The following is a 17,152-nucleotide window of genomic DNA, read 5'->3' on the forward strand; positions in this document are numbered from 1 at the left end:
GACGAAAGCCGCTGCTTCGATCATGAGGACGCCTGGCCGATGACCGATGTCGCCCGCACGCTGATGATCTGCTCGTGCGAGGATACGATGCCGCTCGACGGCAAGGCGATCCAGCGCGGCTGCGCCGGCGCCGAGATCAGCGAGCATCGCCATCTCTGCCGCAGCCAGGTCGAACGCTTCCACGCCATGCTGGCCAAGAGCAATGCCATCACCGTCGCCTGCACGCAGGAGGCGCCCCTCTTTGAGGAGATCGCAGCAGACCTCGACTACACCGGCGATCTCATCTTCACCAACATCCGCGAACAGGCCGGCTGGTCGGACGAGGCCGGGTCCGCCGGCCCGAAGATGGCCGCCCTGCTCGCCGCGGCAAGCGAACCCATGCCGCCGGCCTCCTTCACCACGCTGACCAGCAAGGGCGTCGCGCTGATCTACGGCCGCGACGAGATCGCGATCACGCTGGCTCACCGGCTCGCCGAGCATCTCGACGTCACCGTCTTGCTGTCGCGTCCCGGCGAAATTTCGCCACCGCGCAGCGACGAATTCCCCGTGCTGAAGGGCACGATCGCGCAGGCGAGCGGCTGGCTCGGCGCCTTCGAACTCACCGTCAACGACTACGCCGCCCCGAGCCCGTCCTCGCGCGGGAAGCTCGTCTTCGAGGCACCGCGCAATGGCGCGGTCTCGCATTGCGATGTCGTCATCGACGTCTCCGGCGGCACGCCGCTCTTCCCGGCCGGTGACCTCCGCGCCGGCTATCTGCGAGCCGATCCACGCGATGCGGCCGCGGTCGAGCGGCTCGCCTTCCAGGCGAGCGGGCTCCTCGGCGAGTTCGACAAGCCGGCCTATGTCGCCCTGAACGAAGGCCTCTGCGCCCATGCGCGCTCGCAGAAGACAGGCTGCACGCGCTGCCTCGAACTCTGCCCGACCGGCGCGATAACCCCGGCCGGCGATCATGTCGCGATCTCCGCCGAGATCTGCGCCGGCTGCGGCGCCTGCGCCGCTGTCTGCCCAACCGGCGCGGTGACCTATGCGCTGCCGCCGGCCGATGCGCTGCTGCGCAAGCTGCGGACGCTGCTTGTCACCTATGCCGAGGCCGGCGGGCGCGAGCCCGTCGTGCTGCTGCATGACGGCGACCACGGCGAACCCCTGATCGAGGCGCTCGCGCGCCATGGGGCCGGCCTGCCGGCGCGGGTATTGCCCCTGCGCGTCAACGAGATCACCCAGATCGGTCTGGAAACCTTCGCTGCCGCGCTCGCCTTCGGCGCCTCCGCCATCCGCGTGATCGGCCGGGCCAAGCCGAAGCACGACCTCTCCGGCCTCACCCGCAATCTCGACTACGCCAACGCCCTCGCGGGCGCGCTCGGCTATGGCGAAGCCCGCGCCGCGCTGATCGAGACCGACGATCCCGACGCACTCAACGCCGCCCTGTCGAAGATCACGCCCGGCCCCAACGTCGCGCAACCAGCGCGCTTCCGGCCGATGGGAGCCGGACGCCCGCTGCTGCGCCAGACGATCGGTGAACTGCATGCCGCCGCGCCGGTGCCGGTCGCAAACGTGGCGATGCCACCACGCGCACCCTTCGGCACCGTTCATGTCGACACCGAGGGCTGCACGCTCTGCCTCGCCTGCGTCTCCGCCTGCCCCGTCAGCGCCCTCGGCGACAACCCGGAGCGCCCGACGCTGACCTTCCAGGAGGATCTTTGCGTGCAGTGCGGGCTCTGCGCCGCGACCTGCCCGGAAAAGGTGATCACGCTGGAGCCGCGCGTCGATTTCGACGCCTGGAAGGGCGGCCGACGGGTCGTCAAGCAGGAGGAGCCGTTCCACTGCATCGCCTGCGCCAAGCCCTTCGGCGTGCGCAGCACGATCGAAAAGATCGCCGCCAAGCTCGAGAACAAGCACTGGATGTTCGCTGGCGAAGGCGCCAAGCGCGCCTCGATCCTGCGCATGTGCGAGGATTGCCGGGTCGAGGCGGTGGTCAACGAGAGCTTCGACCCGCATCACTCGCCGCAGCGCCCGCCGGTGCGCACCACCGACGACTATCTGCGGGAGCGGGCGGAGCGCGGTGAGGACCCGCTGGGGTAGGATACGCTCCCGTCATGCTCGCCCTTGTGGCGAGCATCCAAGTCTTGAACACCGCATTGCCCGAACGAAGGCGTGGATGGTCGGGACAAGCCCGACCATGACGGAGAGAGCGGTCCTCCCTACCGCGTCACCTTCTCCAGCCAGTCCACCAGCGCCTGTCGATCCTCGGCAGCGCCGATCGTCTGCTCGGGCATCTTGGTGCCGGGCGTGTAGGTGTTCGGGCCGATCTCGAACAGCCTGGCGACGGTCTCTTTGCTCCAGACGATGTCCATGCCCTTGAGCGCATCGGAATAGGTATAGCCGGGCGCGGTGGCGATGCGGCGACCGAAGATGCCGTGCAGCGTCGGACCGGCTCTGTTGCCATCCGCCGGCGTCAAGGTGTGGCAAGCCGCGCAGGCGCGGAAGAGCTGCGCACCCCGCTCGCCCTGGAAGGCGGCGAGCGCATCCTCGCCGGCACGCGGCACCACCGCCCCGACATGCTCGCCGGTGACGGCGTTCCAGCGCCGGACCAGCCGGTCGGCGCCCCCGGATAGGAGCTGCTTGCCATCGGGCAGGAAGGCAAGCGACCAGACCGGCAGGCCAGGCCCGACAAGCGTGGCGCGGATCGTGCGCATCTTGCGGTCGATCAGCGCGACTTGGCCGCGCAGGCCACCAACTGCGATCGTTGCACCATCCGGCGAGATGGCGAGTGCGATCAATGGGGTGTCGCCGACGGCGATCTCGGCGCGCCGGGTGCCATCCGAGCCGAACAGACGCAAGCGGCCATCGGCAGCAGCGACCGCGATCTCGCCATCGGGCGCAGCGACAACGCCATTGAGCGGCGCGGGGGCGGTGACGATCAGCGGGGCGCCGCCATCCGCAGGCCAGAAGCGCAAGCTCGCATCATAGCCGGAGGAGACGACCATCCCGCCCGGCGCGAAGGCGACGCCGTTGACCGGCCCCTGATGGCCTTCGAGCACACGCGCCGTACCATCGGCCAGCGCGGCGACCCGAACCGTTCCATCCCAGGAGGCGGAAGCGAGATGCCCGCCCTCGGGTGAGATCGCCAGCGCCGCGACCGGCCCCTTGTGGCCTTCGATCACCTTCGCCGGCTCGGCGGCATCGCCGCGCCAGAGCCCGATCCTGCCGTCCTCGCCGCCAGTGGCGAAGCCCAGGCCTTTGACCGCGACGGCGGCGTTGACCGCGCCCTGATGGAAACGCAGCACCCTGATCGCGCTGCCGCGGGACAGGTCCCAGAGGATCGCCGACTGATCGAAGGAGCCCGTCAGCGCCACCGTGCCATCGGCCGAGACGGCGGCCGCGCGAACCGGTCCGCCATGGCCACGCAGCTCCTGGGCGAAGACATGGCTGCCGAAGGCGAGCGCAAACAGGGCAAGGACGATCCTGATCATGCAGCGATCATGTCGCTTCAATCAGCCTTGGCAAGGCGGCCTCGCCTTCTTCCCCCGCGGGAGAAGAGCCTCCCACCTGTTGCTCCCGTACAAAAAGCCATCATATGAAGCGCTGTCTCGTTCGATCGGCCTTCGCCCATGACGTCCATCCCGCTCAATCTGCGCGGCCTCAAATGCCCCCTCCCCGCCTTGCGCGTGCGCAAGGCGTTGAAAGCGGCGGCTCCCGGCGATCTGTTCCTGGTCGAGTGCACAGATCCGATGGCGGCGATCGACATCCCCAATCTGATGCGCGAGACCGGCGACGCGATCGAACTCAGCAGCAGCGAGGGCGAGCTGCTGGTCTTCCACATCCGCAAGGCCGCGGCCTAGCGTCGCGCAACAACCGGAGCCCAGATCGTGGCCCTTTCGCAAAACGACATCCTGCGCGCGCTCGAGCTGGTGAAGCTGCCGGCGAGTGGGCAATCGCTGGCGGCCTCCGGCCGCGTCGGCGACATCCTGATCAACGACGGCAAGGTGATCTTCGCAATCGGCATCGATGCGACCGAAGCCGGCGCGATGGAGCCGGTGCGCAAGGCGGCCGAGAGTGCGGTCGGCGGCATTCCGGGCGTGACGCAGGTCCTGGTCGGCCTCACCGCCGACAAGGCGCCGGGGCGAGCCCCCTCACAGGCGGCGGAGGCACGCCGGCAGGCGCACGGCCAGCCTGCGCCCGGCGGGCCGGTGCCGAAGGCGGCCGGCATTCCCGGCGTCAAGCAGATCATCGCGGTGGCGAGCGGCAAGGGTGGCGTGGGCAAATCGACCACCACGGCCAATCTCGCCGTTGGCCTGGCGACCCTCGGCCTCAAGGTCGGCGTACTCGATGCCGACATCTACGGCCCCTCGGTACCGAAGATCTTCGGCATCACCGGCAAGCCGCGGCTGGTCTCGGGCCGCACGCTCGCACCGATGGAGGCCTATGGCCTCAAGATCATGTCGATCGGCTTCCTGATCGACGAGGAAACGCCGATGATCTGGCGCGGGCCGATGGTGATCTCGGCGATCACCCAGATGTTGCGCGAGGTCGCCTGGGGCGAGCTCGACGTGCTCGTCGTCGACATGCCACCCGGGACGGGCGACGCCCAGCTCACCATGGCCCAGCAGACCCCGCTCGCCGGCGCCGTCATCGTCTCGACGCCGCAGGACCTCGCCTTGCTCGATGCCCGCCGCGGCGTCGCCATGTTCAGGAAGGTCGAGGTGCCGATCCTCGGCATCATCGAGAACATGAGCTATTTCATCTGCCCGGAATGCGGCCACCGCTCGGACATCTTCGCCCATGGCGGGGCAAGGCACGAGGCGGAGCGGCAGGGCGTGCCGTTCCTGGGCGAAATCCCGCTCGCCATGCCGATCCGCGAGACCTCCGATGGCGGCCGCCCGATCGTGGCGAGCGACCCGGACAGCGCCCATGCCAAGGCCTATGTCGCCCTGGCGCGGCAGGTGAAGGCCGGACTTGGCGGGCCCGCCCGGGCCGCGCCACGGATCGTGATCGAGTAAGGCCAACCGGCTTCGACGCTAGCCGCGGAGCACCGAGACACCAGGCCTGTCGGCCTGCGCCACGAACTGGTCGGAAGACGCTCTCTCCGCTTCCGTCTGTCGCTCCGTCAACATCCAGATATGGCCGAACGGATCGAAGAGCGAGGCGACCCGCCTGCCTTCGGTATCGGTCTGGACGCGGTCACGCAGCGCAGCGCCCGCCACGATCGCTTGCGCGAAACAGGTCTCGAGATCGGGAACCGTCAGCAGGATCGTCATGCTGACCGCCCCGGCCGCTTTGGGGAAGAACGGGCCGCCATAGGACGGCTCCTCCTCGCGGCGCGGATTGGAACCGGCGACGGAAACGCGGGTTCCACCGATGAGCATCTCGACCCCGGCGATCTCACCGTCGATCCTGTGTGTCTTGAGTTGCCGCGCCTCGAAAGCCTCGCTGTAGAAATCCGCGGCCTCCTGCTCACGCCCATGCTGCACGAAAATCCCCAGGCCCAAGCCGATGGTCTGCTTCATCTCGAATCTCCTGATCCGTCGCCGCTGGAATAGAGGGTGGGCGAAACCGGCGGATTCTTGATCGATCCGCGGCGAGCTCGCGCACGGCCCATCACCGATCCGCGATGACAAAGAATCTTGTTCATGTTATGTTCCAAGGTGACAATGATGGAGACGCGGCCATGCCCGTGCTGCCAACGCGCCATATCAGCATCGCGATCGACCGGCCGATCGAGGAGGTCTACGGCTTCCTCGCCGATCCCATGAACTTCCCGACATGGGCGGAGGGGCTCGGGGCTGAATTCAGCCATGTCGAGGGCATGACCTATCGCGCGAAGACGCCGATGGGGCCGATGCGGGTGATGTTCAGCGAGCCCAACCGCTACGGCGTGCTCGACCACGCCGTCATCCCCGACAGCGGCGCGCCGATGCACAACCCGATGCGTGCGCTGGCGAATGGCAGCGGCAGCGAGGTGGTGTTCACGCTGCTCAGGCGGCCAGAGATGACGGATGACGCCTTCGCCCGCGATGCCGAATGGATCGCGGCCGATCTCGCCCGGTTGAAGAAGCTGCTGGAGGGCTAGAGTCGCACGCTGCTGGTCGCAAAGGCGACATCGACCGGGCGCTGATAGGTCGCCAGCACCAGGCTCGCCCCATAGGCGGCAATGGCAGCGAAAGCGACGGCGATGGCAAACGACTTCATGCGACTTCCCCCAGAGGCAGGCGAATAAGCTTCGCTCATCCCTCGAATCTAGGGGCGGGGCTGCGGCTGATCAAGCGTCGCCGAGCGCGGCATGCAGCCGCTCGGCGTCTGCGAGATCATCAGGCCGATTGGCGTTGAAGAACGGATCGACCGGCTCGACTGGCCATTCGACCGACACGACGCCATGGCGCGCCGTCCAGCGGTCGATCTTGCGCTCGTCCTCGACGGTGAGCGCATGGCGCAACTCCTCGCGCAGCGCGACCGGCCAGAGACCGATCACCGGATGGGTCCAGCCGCCTGAGGCAGCGCAGGCGAGCGGGACATTCCCCGCCTCCCGCGCCGCATGCAGCCGCGCCACCAGATCGCGCGGGATGAACGGCGTGTCGGCGGCGACGCTGACCAGCCACTCCGCGCCCGGCCGATTCACCGCGAGCCAGTCGAGGCCAGCGAGGATGCCGGCGAGCGGCCCGGCGAAGTCCGGCACGCTATCGGCGACGACAGGCAGACCGTAATCGGCGAAGCGAGAGGGATCGCCATTGGCGTTGAGCAGAAGCCCGTCGCATTGCGACGCCAGCCGCTCGAGCACATGGGCGAGGATGGTGCGGCCGGCGATGGTGCGCAGCGGCTTGTCGCCGCCACCCATGCGCCGGGCGAGCCCGCCGGCAAGGAGCAGGCCCAGGGTGGGAGGGCCGGGATCAGTCATCGCCGGCTCCCTTGCGGCGATGCTTGCCGCCCTCCTCCTCGACGCTGTCGGGGTCCTGGTCGAAGATGATGCGATCCTCGCCGGCCAGCGCCAGGAAGCGCTTGCCGCGCGCGCGGCCGATCAGGGTGAGGCCGGCCTTGCGGGCGAGCTCGACACCCCATTCGGTGAAGCCCGAGCGCGAGACCAGGATCGGGATGCCCATGCGCACCGTCTTGATCACCATCTCCGAGGTCAGTCGGCCGGTGGTGTAGAAGATCATCCTGCCGGGATCGACATCATGGCGGAAGAGCCAGCCGGCGACCTTGTCGACGGCATTGTGGCGGCCGACGTCCTCCATGTAGACCAGCGGCTTGTCACGCTCGCAGAGCACGCAGCCATGGATCGCGCCCGCCTCCAGATAGAGCGAGGGCGTGGTGTTGATCTTGCGGGTCAGCGCATAAAGCCAGCTGGTACGCAACTCGGCCTTCGGCAGGACGATCTCGTCGATCGCTTCCATCAGGTCGCCGAAGGCGGTGCCCTGCGCGCAGCCCGAGGTCAGCGTCTTCTTCTTCAGCTTCTGCTCGAAATCGGTGCGCTCCGGCGTGCGCACCACCACGACCTCGAGTTCCTCGTCATAGTCGACCGCCTCGACCGGATCGCCGCGCCTCAGCATGTTCTGGTTCAGGAGATAGCCGAGCGCGAGATACTCGGGATGGTCGCCGATCGTCATCATCGTGACGATCTCCTGGCTGTTCAGATAGAGCGTCAGAGCCCGTTCGGTGACGACGCGGGTCTCGACATGGGCGCCGCTATGGTCGATTCCGGCAACGGTCGCGCCGAGCCGCGCGGCAGCCGGGTCGGGCCGGATCAGGTAATCGTCGAGAAAATCGCTGCCGAGGGGCACGGATCGTTCCTTGCTAGCCTTCAGGCCGGCTGGCGGAGCGCTGCCATCGCCCAATCGGTCACGGCAGCAGATTCGGGCGGCAGGCGCTGCCAGTCTTCGCCGGCGAACTGCGACCAGGCGGCAAGCATGTCGTCGCGCACTGCGGTCAGAAGAGGCAGGCCGGCGACGACGCCGGCGGCGATCTCGGCGCGCAGCCCCTGGCCCAGCACCTCCTGCTTGCCGAACTTGTTGACGATGACGAGGTCGACCGGCCCAGACAGCGCGCCAGAGACGGCGGCACCAGCAGCCGCGAGGCCGGCAGCGTCAAGCCGGCAGCCAGCCGAGCCGGCACCGCGATCCTCGCTGATCGGAAAGAGCCGGCCGGAGGCGAGGTCCTCGAGCGCCATGCTGGCGCAGCCGCTCGTGCAGTCGCCATTGTTGTGCTGGACGACGCCGCCGAGCCGGACGGCCTCGCGCTTCAGGATATCGGCGACCTCCGCCATCAGTTCGTCGATGGGGAAGCCCGAGGAATAGACGATCGCGGCAAGCGGAGCAGTCATCATCTGCTTCATCCCACGGAACGGCACCCACTGCCAGTGAACTTTAGGTGTTCCAAAATGCGCGAGATGCTTTGCCAGTGTTGCAGCGCACCTACAGTCGAAGCTTGAGGCAGGCGCTAGGGTGACATGGGCTGTTCCCGGCATCCTGGCCGGGCGCGGCTCGCCGAGTACCCGCTTGCCGATGATCCGTCCCAACGCCCAGACGCCCCTCGACCCTGCGACCGACGCCGCGCTGCTGCTGCGCCGCATCGGCTTTGCGACGCTGGCGCTCGCCCTGCCACTCGCCTCGCTGGTCTCGCGCCGCGCCGCCGTCGTGCTGGTGCCGATCGGGGTGATCCTCTTGTCGATCGCCGCGCTGATCGAGGCGCCGCGCTGGTTCGCCGGCAATATCCGGGCTTCGATCTTCAGTCGCGCCGGCTTGACGCTGTGGGCGCTGGTCGGCTGGGCCGTGCTCTCGCTGATCTGGAGCCCCTATACCGGCTCGGCCACCGAAAAGGCGGCCAACCTGTTCCTTGCCGTGGCGCTCGGCTTCGCCGGCGCGGCGGCGCTGCCCGAGCGCATGCGCGCCTCGAATCTCAACCTCGCTGCGCTCGGCGCCGGCACCGCTGCGATCTTCGCACTCGGGCTGCTCCTGACGGAAGCGCTCGGCCCAGTCGACTCGCGCGCCGCCGACGCCGCGGGCAGCGTCGAGCGCGGCATCAGCGTCGTCCTGATCATGTCCTGGCCCGCGCTCGCCTGGCTCCTGTCGCGCGAGCGCGGGCTGACGGCGCTGGGACTGGCACTGGTCGTCGGGCTGCTTGCGCTCTCGCGCATCGAGGACGGCGAAGCGATGGCGATGCTCTGCGGCGCGATCGCCTTCGGCGCGGTCAGCGCCAACCGCATCGTCGGCGCGCGGTTGATGGGCGGGATCATGGCCGGACTGATGCTGCTCGCGCCGCTGCTACCCTTCCTGCTGCTGCCGTTCTTCAGGCTCTCGCCGGCGGTATTCAGCACGGTCGGCGCCGGCCTCGACATCTGGGCCGACATCATCTCGAGCCGCCCGGTGCAGCTCATCACCGGCCATGGACTCGACACCGTGCTGCGCGGACGCACCACCGGGGCGCTGCCGCTGGAGGTGCCGACCACCATCCTGTTCGAGACCTGGTACGAGCTCGGTCTTGTCGGCGCGGCGACGGCGGCGCTTTGCCTCTATTTCGCGGTCAGCGCCGCCGGACGGATGCCGGGTGCGCTCGCCGCCGGCGGCGTCGCGGCCTATGTCACGGCCTTTGCGCTGGCGGCGCTCGGCTTCGCCTCGTTCCAGACCTGGTGGCTGATGACGCTGACGGCGGTCGCGCTGCTCTTCACCGCCATCGCGCGCGGCCAGTATCGCACCGAGCGGCCGGTGGCGCCGCTGAGCCGTCGTCCCAAGGCGCCGAACCTCCACGCCGGGCAGTGATCTGAGGCGGCTTCTCCCGCCCGCTGCGGAGCGCTATCATCGCACGTCCGTGCCGATCGGAAGGCGAGGCCGCGATGCTTGCCACAGATGATCCGCTGATCCTCGATCTCGTCGAATGGGTCGCGCGCGGCGAGCGCAGCCATGCCGACCTCATGGAGAGCTGGCGCACCTCCTGCCCGCGCTTGACGGTCTGGGAGGACGCGATCGAGCATGGCTATCTCGCACGGCAGGGCGGACTGATCGCCGTGACAGCAAAGGGCTGGGCCCTGCTCAAGACGAGCGGCCGACGCGTCGCCTGAGCAGGTCCTTACGCCGCTTCCCGGCCCGCATTGACCGCATGGCAGGCGACGCCGTCGATCACCGGCGGGTTCTCGATGCGGCAGCGATCGAAGACCAGCGGGCAGCGCGGATGGAAGGTGCAGCCCGAGGGTGGGTTGATCGGGTTCGGAATCTCGCCCTTCACGCCTTCGCGCGGCTTGCCGACCATGGCGAGGTCTGGCACCGCGTCGAGCAGCATCTTGGTATAGGGGTGGCGCGGCGCGGCGAAGAGCTGCTTGCCGTCCGAGACCTCGACCAGGCGGCCGAGATACATCACGCCGATGCGCGTCGCCATGTGCCGGACGACCGCGAGATTATGGCTGATGAAGAGATAGGTCAGCCCGAACTTCTCCTGCAGGTCGCGCATCAGATTGAGGATCTGCGCCTGGACGGAGACGTCGAGTGCCGAGGTCGGCTCATCGCAGACGATGAACTCGGCGTTGGAGGCGAGCGCGCGGGCGATCGCGATACGCTGGCGCTGGCCGCCGGAGAATTCGTGCGGAAACTTCTTGGCGTCGTCCGGATGCAAGCCGACCAGCGAGAGCAATTCGCCGACGCGCGCCTCGATCGCGGCATCGCCCTGGATGATGCCGAAGGCCCGGATCGGCTCGGCGATGATCCGCCCGACACGCCAGCGCGGATTGAGCGAGGCGTAAGGATCCTGGAAGATCATCTGGATGCGCTTGCGCAGGCGCTGGCGTTCTTGGGCGACGTTGACGTCGTTCATCGAGACGCCGTCGATCGCGACCGTACCGCCGGATGGTTTCAGGAGACCGACGACCATGCGCGCCACGGTCGACTTGCCCGAGCCGGACTCGCCGACGAGCGCGAAGGTCTCGCCCTTGCGGATATCGAAGGAGACGCCGTCGACAGCCTTGAGAAATTGCTTGTCCTGGCGCTCCAGCACCCGGTTGAGCCAGGGCCTGGAGACATCGAAAACGCGCTTGAGGTCGCGGACCTGGACGAAGGCTTTGTCGCTCACGCCGCGATCTCCGTCTTGCCGGCCGGCGCCTTGGCCTTGTCGTAGAGATGGCAGGCGACCTGGTGGCCGCCGACATCGATGAGCTCCGGCCGGTCGATCCGGCAGCGGTCGAACACCTTGGCGCAGCGCGGATTGAAGGCGCAGCCTTGGGGGATGCTGGAAAGCCTGGGCATCGAACCCGGAATCTGCACAAGCCTGGAAGCATCGCCGGTGATCGAGGGAATCGCGCCCATCAATCCCTGCGTATAGGGGTGCAGCGGCTGCTTGATCACCTCACGCACCGGGCCGATCTCGGCGACACGGCCGGCATACATCACCGCGACCCGGTCGGCCGTCTCGGCGATCACGCCCATGTCGTGCGTCACCAGCATCACCGAGGTCCCGCGTTCCTTGCAGAGCCGCTTGATCAGGCCGATGATCTGCGCCTGCACGGAGACGTCGAGCGCCGTGGTGGGCTCGTCGGCGATGATGAATTCGGGCTCGGCGCAGAGCGCGAGCGCGATGACGACGCGCTGGCGCATGCCGCCGGAGAATTCGTGCGGGTAGCCGTCGATGCGCCGTTCGGGCGCGGGGATGCCGACCTCGTCGAGCAAGGCGATGGCGCGCTTGCGGGCATCGGCCGCGTTGAGATCGGTATGAGTCTGGATCGTCTCGATCAATTGCTCGCCGACCCGGTAGAGCGGATTGAGGCTGGTCAACGGGTCCTGGAAGATCATGCCGATGCGCTTGCCGCGAACGCGGCGCATCTGCTCGGGCGGGAGATGGTCGACACGCTCGCCGGAGAGCACGACCTTGCCATCGGCGATGCGACCGGGCGGATCGATCAGGCCGATGATCGCCGAGCCGGTGACCGACTTGCCGGCGCCGGATTCGCCAACGACGCCGAGCACCTCGCCGCGGGCGATGTCGAAGGAGATCCTGTCGAGCGCGCGCAACGTGCCGCGGCGGGTGACGAACTCGACGGTGAGATCCTGGACGGAGAGGACGGTCTCGCTCATCGGCTCACCTCAACCGCGGGTTCAGGGCGTCGCGCAGCCAGTCGCCGAGCAGGTTCACGGCGAGCACCAGGATCGCCAGCGTCACGCCCGGGAAGGTGACGATCCACCAGTCGCCCGAGAACAGGTAGCGGTTGCCGATCGAGATCAGCGTGCCCAGCGAGGGCTGGGTCGGCGGCAGGCCGACGCCGAGGAAGGAGAGCGTCGCCTCGGTGATGACGGCAAGCGCAAGATTGATCGTCAGGATGACCAGCACCGGGCCGATCACGTTCGGCAGGACATGGCGCAGCATGATGAGAGGCGCCGGCAGGCCGACGAGGCGGGCAGCCTGGACATAGTCCTTGTTGCGCTCGACCAGGGTCGAGCCGCGGATGGTGCGGGCATACTGCACCCAGAAGCTCAGTCCGATCGAGATCACCAGCACGTAGAGCGCGGTGTCCTCGCGGTTGGCGTGCTTGAAGATGCCGCGGACGACGCCGTCGATCAGCAGGGCGATCAGGATCGCCGGGAAGGTCAGCTGCACGTCGGCGATGCGCATGATCAGCGAGTCGACGCGGCCGCCGAGATAGCCGGCAAGCAGGCCGAGCGTGATGCCGATCGTCGCCGCCAGGGCGACGCCGAGCAGGCCGACGATCAGCGAGACGCGCAGGCCGTAGAGGATCGCCGAATAGAGGTCGCGGCCCTGGTCGTCGGTGCCGAGGATGAACTTGGGATCGCCACCCTGCTGCCAGGCCGGCGGGATGTTCGCGTCAGAGAGGAAGACGGTCGCCGGGTCGAACGGGTTGGTCGGCGCGATCCAGGGCGAGAAGAAGGCGCCGATGAACAGCGCCAGCACGATGACGGCTGCGACCATCGTCACCTTGGAGCGCAGGAAGCTCGCGAGGATGTCGCTGTCGAGGATGCGCGCCCAGAGCGAGGGTGGCTGTTTCGTGGGGGAAGCGGGTTGCGCGCTCATGACGGCCTCAATGCGCCCCGATCGTCGCGCGCAGGCGCGGATCGACCAATGCGTAGAGCAGGTCGACGATCAGGTTGATGCTGACGAACAGGAAGGAGATCAACATGAGGTAGGCGGCCATGATCGGGATATCGACCTGCTGCACCGCCTTGAGGAAGAGCAGGCCCATGCCCGGCCACTGGAACACCGTCTCGGTGATGATGGCGAAGGCGATGATCGAGCCGAGCTGCAGGCCGGCGATGGTGATGACCGGCACCAGCGTGTTCTTCAGCGCATGGCCGAAATGGATGGCGCGGGTCTTGAGGCCGCGGGCACGGGCGAACTTGATGTAGTCGGTGCGCAGAACCTCGAGCATCTCGGCCCGGACGAGACGCATGATCAGCGTCATCTGGAACAGGCCGAGCGTGATCGAAGGCAGGATCAGCGCTTTCCAGCCCGAGGCGGTCAAAAGCCCGGTCGTCCACCAGTTGCCGAGCTTGACGACCTCGCCGCGCCCGAACGAGGGCAGCCAACCGAGCGTGACCGAGAACAGGTAGATCAGCAGGATGCCGATCAGGAAGGTCGGCAGGCTGATGCCGACCAGCGAGACCGTCTGGAAGATCTTGGCCAGCCAGCTGTCGCGGCGCAGCGCGGTGTAGACGCCCATCGGTATGCCGACGAGAAGCGAGAACAGCGCCGACATGAAGGCGAGCTCCAGCGTCGCCGGGGCGCGCTCGCCGAGCAGCGAGATCACCGGCAGGCGGAACTGATACGAGACGCCGAACTCGAGCCGTGCGGCGTTGTAGATGTAGCGCGCGAACTGCACGACCACCGGTTCGTCGAGGCCGAGCGTCTGGCGCAGTTGCGCGACCTGCTCCTGCGGCGTGTCGACGCCGACCATCTGGTTCACCGGATCGCCGACGAAGCGGAACATGGCGAAGGCGATGAGCGCGACCGCGAGCATCACGATCAGCGACTGGAACAGCCGGCGCAGGACAAATGCGAGCATGATCGCCCTTACAAGGAATCTGAAGCCGCTCCGCAGGAACGGCCTCTCTGCTGCAGATAGAGAAAGGGCGCGTTGGCTCCTCGCCTACGCGCCCTCAGGCCCTCACTGCTCCTTGGTGGCGTAGTAGAGCAGCACCGAATTGTCGGCGCGCTGGGCGAGCTTCACCTTCTTCGACACACCCCAGGCCAGGGCCTGCTGATGCAGCGGGATGTAGGAGAACTCGTCGACGGTCATCTTGTACGCCTCGCCGATCATGGCGTTGCGCTTGGCGGTATCCGACTCGACGAGAATCTTGTCGGTCAGCTCGTCGACTTTCTTGTTGCAGTAGTTGCCAAGGTTCGACTCGCCGCGGGAGGAACCGGCGACGTCGCGGCAGCCGAGGATGTCGTAGAGGACATTGTGGCTGTCGAAGGTGCCGGGGGTCCAGCCGAGCAGGTAGAACGAGGTCTTGTAGCCGCCGGGCTTCAGCACCTTGGCGAAGTACTGCGCCTTGGGCTGGGCGTTGAGGTTCACCTTGACGCCGATGCGGGCGAGCATGCCGACCACGGCCTGGCAAATCTGGCCGTCATTGACGTAGCGGTCGTTCGGGCAGTCCATGCCGAGCTCGAAGCCCTGCGGATAGCCGGCCTCGGCAAGCAGTTTCTTGGCGGCCTCGGTGTCGAACTTGGCCCGGGTGAAGCCGGCATGCGGATAGAGCTCCGGCGCGATCATCAGCGGCGACGGGGTCGAGAGTCCGCGCATGACGCGGCTCTTTATCGTCTCGATGTCGATCGCCTGGTAGAAGGCCTGGCGGACTTTGGGGTCCTTGAACGGGTTCTTGCCCTTGACGCTCGATTCCAGCAGCTCGTCGCGGGTCTGGTCGAAGCCGAGGAAGATGGTGCGCAGCTCGGGGCCGGTCAGAACCTGGGCGTTGCCGGCAGCGTTGACGCGCTGGATGTCCTGGATCGGAACCGGCTCGATCACGTCGACCTCACCGGAGAGCAGCGCGGCGACGCGGGTCGCATCCGAGGAGATCGGGGTGAAGATGATCTCCTTGATGTTGCCTTCGATCTTCTTCCAGTAGTTCTCGTTGAGCTTGAAGACGGTCTTCACGCCCGGCTGGTGGCTCTCGATCTTGTAGGGGCCGGTGCCGTTGGCGTTGAGCGAGGCATGGCTCGGGGTGGTCGCGGCCGCCGGGGTCGGAGCGACGGCGTTGTTCGCCTCCGCCCACTTCTTCGACATGATGTACCAGGTGTCCCACTGCGCGTTCAGAATCGGGTTCGGCGCGGTCAGGACCACGTCGACGGTGTGGTCGTCGACCTTGACGAACTTGGCGCTCGTCGGGATGCGGGTGGTGAAGTTCGAGCCCTGGGCGCGGACGCGGTCGGCCGAGAAGATCACGTCGTCGGCGGTGAAATCCGAGCCGTCGTGGAACTTGACGCCCTTGCGCAGGTAGAAGCGCCACTTCAGGCCGTCCGCCGAAATCTCCCACTTTTCGGCGAGGGCCGGCTCGATCTTCAGATCCTTGCCGCGAGCCGTCAGGCCCTCATAGGGATGGCCGAGATGGGCGTTGGTGGTGGTCTCGTTGACGGTATAGGGATCGAGCGACTTCAGCTCGCCCTGGTTGGCGTATCGCAAGGTCTGGGCTTGCGCAGCCCCGCACATCAAGGCCAGGGCGGCAACGGCTGCCAGGCAATTGGTCTTGAACGACATGTGAGACTGCTCCCTTTGGTTGAAAACCACTCCTCCCCAGGAGCGGTGCCGGCCGCGCGCCTATTTTGGCGGCAGGACGACGAAGGCGGCAGATTAATGACGGTTCGAAGCCCGCGTCCAGTGCGTCCAATCGACTTCGTTCCAGATCGAACTTTGTTGCGAATCCAACTAATGCGGCGCACGAAGCTGCGAAGGGCGAGGCAAAAGCCTGCAATGAAGCACCCCGCCCTGTGCGCTCAGCGGGCCAGTTCCGTGATCAGCGCACGGACGAAGGCGGTGCCGGCGTCGAGCTGGGTCACCGTGAGGAACTCATCCGGCTGGTGCGCCTGGGCGATATCGCCGGGTCCGCAGACCACCGTCGACCAGCCGGCTGCCTGGAACAGTCCGCCCTCTGTTCCATAGGCAACGACGTGACTGGCGTTGTCGCCGGTGATGCGACGCGACAGCGTCTCCGCCACGCCGTCCTGCTCCGGCGCCAGCGGCGGCGTCTGGGAGGTGATCTCCATGGTGATACCGGTCTCGGGGGCGATCGCCTTCATCGGCGCCTCGAGCTCGGCGATCTTCGCCCGATAGCGTGCGACGTAGTCGGTATCGTCGCCGGGCATGACGCGAACCTCATGGCTGAAGCTGGCGTGCTCGGCGGTGATGTTGACCGCCGTGCCGCCGGCGACGACCCCGACATGCAGCGTCGAATAGGGCGGCTCGAACGCAATGCCGGGCTGCGCTTTCGCCTTGTTCTCCTGCATCACGTCGTCGTGCCAGGCAATCAGCTTGCCGGCGACCATCACGGCGGGGACGCCGATGTCGACGCGGCTCGAATGCACGGCGTGGCCGCGCACCGTCGTCTTCATGCGGGTGCCACCCTTGTGGCCGGTGACCACCTGCATCATCGAGGGCTCGCCGACGATCACCGCCGAGGGCTTCAGGCCTGCCTCCGCCATGGCGTCGATCATGATCGCGGCGCCGATGCAGCCGACCTCCTCGTCATAGGAGAGAGCGATGTGGAAAGGCCGCTTCAACCCCGCTTCCAGCATCTCCGGCACCAGCGCCAGTGCGATCGCATCGAACCCCTTCATGTCGCAGGCGCCACGACCGTAGAGCTTGCCGTCGCGTTCGGTCAGCGTCCACGGATCGGAGCTCCAGTCCTGGCCCTCGACCGGAACGACATCGGTATGGCCGGAGAGGACGATGCCGCCTTCGACCTTGGGGCCCACGGTCGCGTAGAGATTGGCCTTCTGTCCGTCCGGGCTCGGCACGATCGTGCTCTCGACGCCGTGCGCAGCGAGATAGTCGCGGCAGAAATGGATCAGCTCGAGATTGCTTCGCCAGGACTCGGTGTTGAACGACACCAGCTTGGCCAGCATCTCCTTGGGTGAATATCGCACGGGTAAAATCTCCAGAAATCGGCGAATAGGCATGAACCGTGCCGGCAGGCTACGCTGGCATTGCCTGTCGTCAATCGCTTCTCGGCGCTTG

The 17,152-nt window shown here is 67.2% G+C and carries 18 protein-coding genes; 6 read left to right on the forward strand and 12 right to left on the reverse strand.

Annotated features, from left to right (window positions below; all coding sequences use genetic code 11):
* Positions 1-39 precede the first annotated feature (39 nt).
* Positions 40-2,079, forward strand: a complete 2,040-nt coding sequence (locus BMZ21_RS08970) for a 4Fe-4S binding protein (RefSeq protein WP_091831992.1) — start codon at positions 40-42, stop codon at positions 2,077-2,079.
* A gap of 119 nt (positions 2,080-2,198) precedes the next feature.
* Here BMZ21_RS08970 and BMZ21_RS08975 read toward each other — a convergent pair whose 3' ends face one another.
* Positions 2,199-3,470 (reverse strand): c-type cytochrome, encoded by a 1,272-nt coding sequence (locus tag BMZ21_RS08975; protein ID WP_091831995.1) that lies wholly within the window; start codon positions 3,468-3,470, stop codon positions 2,199-2,201.
* Positions 3,471-3,608: 138 nt separating this feature from the next.
* Here BMZ21_RS08975 and BMZ21_RS08980 point away from each other — a divergent pair, with 138 nt between their 5' ends.
* Together BMZ21_RS08980 and BMZ21_RS08985 are read left to right on the forward strand one after the other, a co-directional pair.
* Positions 3,609-3,839, forward strand: coding sequence for a sulfurtransferase TusA family protein (locus tag BMZ21_RS08980; RefSeq protein WP_091831998.1), 231 nt, complete (start codon positions 3,609-3,611; stop codon positions 3,837-3,839).
* A 27-nt stretch (positions 3,840-3,866) separates the two neighbouring features.
* Positions 3,867-4,997 (forward strand): Mrp/NBP35 family ATP-binding protein, encoded by a 1,131-nt coding sequence (locus BMZ21_RS08985; RefSeq protein ID WP_091832002.1) that lies wholly within the window; start codon positions 3,867-3,869, stop codon positions 4,995-4,997.
* An 18-nt stretch (positions 4,998-5,015) separates the two neighbouring features.
* Here BMZ21_RS08985 and BMZ21_RS08990 read toward each other — a convergent pair whose 3' ends face one another.
* The gene (locus BMZ21_RS08990; RefSeq protein WP_091832005.1) at positions 5,016-5,504 is read right to left on the reverse strand and encodes a VOC family protein; all 489 of its coding nucleotides are present in this window, start codon (positions 5,502-5,504) and stop codon (positions 5,016-5,018) included.
* A 161-nt stretch (positions 5,505-5,665) separates the two neighbouring features.
* Here BMZ21_RS08990 and BMZ21_RS08995 point away from each other — a divergent pair, with 161 nt between their 5' ends.
* Positions 5,666-6,067, forward strand: coding sequence for an SRPBCC family protein (locus BMZ21_RS08995; protein ID WP_091832008.1), 402 nt, complete (start codon positions 5,666-5,668; stop codon positions 6,065-6,067).
* Here the strand turns inward: BMZ21_RS08995 and BMZ21_RS30980 are convergent.
* The 4 genes from BMZ21_RS30980 to BMZ21_RS09010 form a co-directional block, all read right to left on the reverse strand.
* On the reverse strand, positions 6,064-6,186 hold the full coding sequence (locus tag BMZ21_RS30980) for a hypothetical protein (RefSeq protein WP_280141471.1): 123 nt from the start codon (positions 6,184-6,186) through the stop codon (positions 6,064-6,066). The genes BMZ21_RS08995 and BMZ21_RS30980 overlap by 4 nt on opposite strands.
* 70 nt (positions 6,187-6,256) lie before the next feature.
* Complete coding sequence (gene mobA, locus BMZ21_RS09000; protein WP_091832011.1) at positions 6,257-6,889, reverse strand: molybdenum cofactor guanylyltransferase MobA; 633 nt, start codon at positions 6,887-6,889, stop codon at positions 6,257-6,259.
* A complete protein-coding gene (locus BMZ21_RS09005; RefSeq protein WP_091832014.1) occupies positions 6,882-7,772 on the reverse strand; it encodes a formate dehydrogenase accessory sulfurtransferase FdhD in 891 nt (296 codons plus the stop codon). The genes mobA and BMZ21_RS09005 overlap by 8 nt, the downstream gene beginning before the upstream one ends.
* A 20-nt stretch (positions 7,773-7,792) precedes the next feature.
* Positions 7,793-8,314 (reverse strand): DUF2478 domain-containing protein, encoded by a 522-nt coding sequence (locus BMZ21_RS09010; RefSeq protein ID WP_167561577.1) that lies wholly within the window; start codon positions 8,312-8,314, stop codon positions 7,793-7,795.
* Positions 8,315-8,432: 118 nt separating this feature from the next.
* On the opposite strand from BMZ21_RS09010, the gene BMZ21_RS09015 reads away from it, so the two are divergent.
* On the forward strand, positions 8,433-9,746 hold the full coding sequence (locus tag BMZ21_RS09015) for a peptide ABC transporter permease (protein WP_167561578.1): 1,314 nt from the start codon (positions 8,433-8,435) through the stop codon (positions 9,744-9,746).
* 74 nt (positions 9,747-9,820) lie between these two features.
* A complete protein-coding gene (locus BMZ21_RS09020; protein ID WP_091832023.1) occupies positions 9,821-10,045 on the forward strand; it encodes a hypothetical protein in 225 nt (74 codons plus the stop codon).
* A gap of 8 nt (positions 10,046-10,053) precedes the next feature.
* On the opposite strand, the gene BMZ21_RS09025 is transcribed toward BMZ21_RS09020, so the two are convergent.
* The 6 genes from BMZ21_RS09025 to argE form a co-directional block, all read right to left on the reverse strand.
* Entirely contained in the window at positions 10,054-11,046 is a 993-nt protein-coding gene (locus tag BMZ21_RS09025) for an ABC transporter ATP-binding protein (RefSeq protein ID WP_091832026.1), read from the reverse strand.
* Positions 11,043-12,044, reverse strand: coding sequence for an ABC transporter ATP-binding protein (locus tag BMZ21_RS09030; protein WP_091832029.1), 1,002 nt, complete (start codon positions 12,042-12,044; stop codon positions 11,043-11,045). Before BMZ21_RS09030 ends, BMZ21_RS09025 begins: the two co-directional genes overlap by 4 nt.
* 4 nt (positions 12,045-12,048) lie before the next feature.
* The gene (locus BMZ21_RS09035; protein ID WP_091832032.1) at positions 12,049-12,996 is read right to left on the reverse strand and encodes an ABC transporter permease; all 948 of its coding nucleotides are present in this window, start codon (positions 12,994-12,996) and stop codon (positions 12,049-12,051) included.
* A 7-nt stretch (positions 12,997-13,003) separates the two neighbouring features.
* Positions 13,004-13,984 (reverse strand): ABC transporter permease, encoded by a 981-nt coding sequence (locus BMZ21_RS09040; protein WP_091832035.1) that lies wholly within the window; start codon positions 13,982-13,984, stop codon positions 13,004-13,006.
* A 102-nt stretch (positions 13,985-14,086) separates the two neighbouring features.
* The gene (locus BMZ21_RS09045; protein ID WP_091832038.1) at positions 14,087-15,676 is read right to left on the reverse strand and encodes an ABC transporter substrate-binding protein; all 1,590 of its coding nucleotides are present in this window, start codon (positions 15,674-15,676) and stop codon (positions 14,087-14,089) included.
* Between the two features lie 236 nt (positions 15,677-15,912).
* A complete protein-coding gene (gene argE, locus BMZ21_RS09050) occupies positions 15,913-17,061 on the reverse strand; it encodes an acetylornithine deacetylase (RefSeq protein WP_244543756.1) in 1,149 nt (382 codons plus the stop codon).
* Between the last annotated feature and the right edge of the window lie 91 nt (positions 17,062-17,152).

Source organism: Allobosea lupini, from assembly GCF_900109525.1.
Taxonomy (GTDB): domain Bacteria; phylum Pseudomonadota; class Alphaproteobacteria; order Rhizobiales; family Beijerinckiaceae; genus Allobosea; species Allobosea lupini.